This is a genomic window from Halobacterium bonnevillei (assembly GCF_009831555.1).
Classification (GTDB): Archaea; Halobacteriota; Halobacteria; order Halobacteriales; family Halobacteriaceae; genus Halobacterium; species Halobacterium bonnevillei.
Map to the genome: position 1 here is coordinate 1 of NZ_WUUU01000290.1, position 2,157 is coordinate 2,157.

3 protein-coding genes and 2 pseudogenes are annotated in these 2,157 nt (G+C 70.1%); 4 read left to right on the plus strand and 1 reads right to left on the minus strand.

Going from position 1 to position 2,157, the window contains the following annotated elements; genetic code table 11:
- The 3 genes and pseudogenes from GRX66_RS18435 to GRX66_RS18445 all read left to right on the plus strand — a co-directional run.
- Positions 1–184 (plus strand): annotated as a pseudogene (locus GRX66_RS18435) (TrmB family transcriptional regulator); the annotation flags it as partial.
- 37 nt (positions 185–221) lie between these two features.
- On the plus strand, positions 222–650 hold the full coding sequence (locus tag GRX66_RS18440; protein WP_159527779.1) for a GNAT family N-acetyltransferase: 429 nt from the start codon (positions 222–224) through the stop codon (positions 648–650).
- A 102-nt stretch (positions 651–752) separates the two neighbouring features.
- Positions 753–1,703, plus strand: a complete 951-nt coding sequence (locus GRX66_RS18445) for an AAA family ATPase (RefSeq protein ID WP_159527780.1) — start codon at positions 753–755, stop codon at positions 1,701–1,703.
- A gap of 1 nt (position 1,704) precedes the next feature.
- Here the strand turns inward: GRX66_RS18445 and GRX66_RS18450 are convergent, their stop codons facing one another.
- Positions 1,705–1,974, minus strand: a complete 270-nt coding sequence (locus tag GRX66_RS18450; protein ID WP_325064198.1) for a glutathione S-transferase N-terminal domain-containing protein — start codon at positions 1,972–1,974, stop codon at positions 1,705–1,707.
- Positions 1,975–2,030: 56 nt separating this feature from the next.
- Here GRX66_RS18450 and GRX66_RS18455 point away from each other — a divergent pair.
- Positions 2,031–2,157: pseudogene (locus GRX66_RS18455) on the plus strand (OBG GTPase family GTP-binding protein); the annotation flags it as partial.

Here is a 2,157-nt window from a genome sequence, read left to right on the forward strand (position 1 = left end):
GCCGTACCCGGACGTCGGCGCCGAGCGCGTCGTCATGGTCGACGGCGACGCCGTGCTCGTGAGCGTGCTGGGCGACGACGGCGCCGAGGCCGCGTTCTGGAGTCGCGGCACCGCGTTCGCGTCGATGCTCTCGACGCTGCTGGCGGAGTTCACGGAGAGCGTCGTGCCCGTCGACGACAGCTGAGAGTAGGGGTTTTCCCGCTGCACGCGCTTCCGTCGGTATGCCAGTCGTGCGCGCCGATACGGAGCAGCGCTACGAAGACGCCCTGAGCGTCCGCTACGCGGTATTCGTGGACGAACAGGGCGTCCCCGAGGACCTGGAAGTCGACGAACACGAGGACGACGCGACGCACTTCGTGGCGTACGACGAGGACGGAGCCCCCGTGGGCGCCGCTCGCCTCCGCGAGTACGACGACGGCGTCGGGAAAGTCGAGCGCGTCGCGGTTCTCGAAGCCCGCCGCGGCGAGGGCTACGGGGACGCGCTGATGGACGCCCTGGAGGACGCCGCCCGCGAGCGCTACGACGAACTCTACTTGCACGCCCAGCTGCCGGCCGCGCGGTTCTACGACCGCCGCGGCTACGAGCGCGAGGGCGACCAGTTCGAGGAAGCCGGCATTCCGCACGTCGCCATGCGCAAGCACCTGGACTGACGGCGGTGCTCGAGTCGCGGACGAGACATTCCGGGGAACGCGACCGCAGCAGACCGCGACAGGCGACAGCTACAAGAGTCGTCGCGGCGACGAATCGCGTGAATGGACGTCGACACAGCCGCCCAGACGTGCACCGACGTGATCGACGCGGTCGGCGAGGCCGTCGTCACCGACCGGGCGTTCCTCGAGACCATCCTCTCGGGGGCGCTCGCCCGCGGCCACGTCCTCCTCGAAGACGTTCCCGGCACCGGGAAGACGCTGACCGCGCGCAGTCTCGCGGACGCGCTCGGTCTCGAGTTCACGCGCGTCCAGTTCACGCCCGACCTCCTCCCCGCGGACATCACCGGCTCGCACGTCTACGACGCCCGCACAGAGTCCTTCGACTTCAACCCCGGCCCCGTGTTCGCGAACGTCGTGCTCGCGGACGAAATCAACCGCGCGCCGCCGAAGACGCAGGCCGCGCTCCTTGAGGCGATGGAGGAGGGCCAGGTGAGCGTGGACGGCGAAACCCACCAGTTGCCCGACCCGTTCTTCGTCATCGCGACGCAGAACCCCGTCGAGCAGGAGGGGACGTTCCGATTGCCGGAAGCCCAGCGCGACCGCTTCGCCGTGAAAGCCGGTATCGGCTACCCGGACCGCGCGGGCGAGCGCGAACTCATCGACCGGCGCGCCGACCGCCAGACGACCACGCCCGAGATCTCCCAGGTCGTGCCAGACGGCGCGCTCGCGGCACTCCAGCAGGTCCCGGAGACCGTCGCCGTCAGCGACGCGTCCGCGATTACGTCGTGGGACGTCGGTCGCGCGACCCGGGAGGACCGCCGCGTGGACGTCGGCGTCAGCCCCAGGGGCACGCAGCGGCTGTTCGAGGTCGCTCGCGCCCGAGCCGTGGTCAACGGACGCGACTACGTCGCGCCGGACGACGTCAAGCAGGTAGCGTTGCCCGTACTCGTCCACCGCATCGTCCTCACCGGGGAAGCCACGGTAGAGGGTGTCGACCCCGAGGACGTCGTGCGGGACGTACTCGACCGCGTGCAGGTGCCCGCTGTCTCGTAGCTCACGCGGCCGCCGTCGACGCTTCGTCCCGTCGTCCGTACGTCTCGTAGAGGTAGTCGACGATGTCGTCGCTCTCGTTCATGCCTTCGACGCCGTGCTCGGGGTCGACGAGTACCGGCACCTGCGACTGGCCGCTGACGGCCCGCACCTCGCTGCGCCGGACCTTGAAGAAGGAGACGCGGTGGGTCTCGTAGTCGAGGCCGAGGTCCGAAAGCGCGCGCTCGACCTTCCTGCAGTACGGGCACAGCGGCTGGACGTAGAGTTCGAGCACACCCGACAGTTCGCGCGCGGCGACAAGAACCCTGCGCCGACAGGCGTCACCGAGCCCCGGGGATGTTGGAGTACCGCGGCGCGAACATCCAGTTGCTGGACGTCCCGGGGCTCATCGAGGGCGCGGCGGGCGGCCGCGGCGGCGGGAAGGAGAGTTCTGTCGGTGATTCGGGCCGCGGACCTC

Coding starts and splice junctions, on each gene's coding strand:
- GRX66_RS18445 (WP_159527780.1), top strand. CDS start 753: ATGGACGTCGACACAGCCGCCCAGACGTGCACCGACGTGATCGACGCG.
- GRX66_RS18440 (WP_159527779.1), top strand. CDS start 222: ATGCCAGTCGTGCGCGCCGATACGGAGCAGCGCTACGAAGACGCCCTG.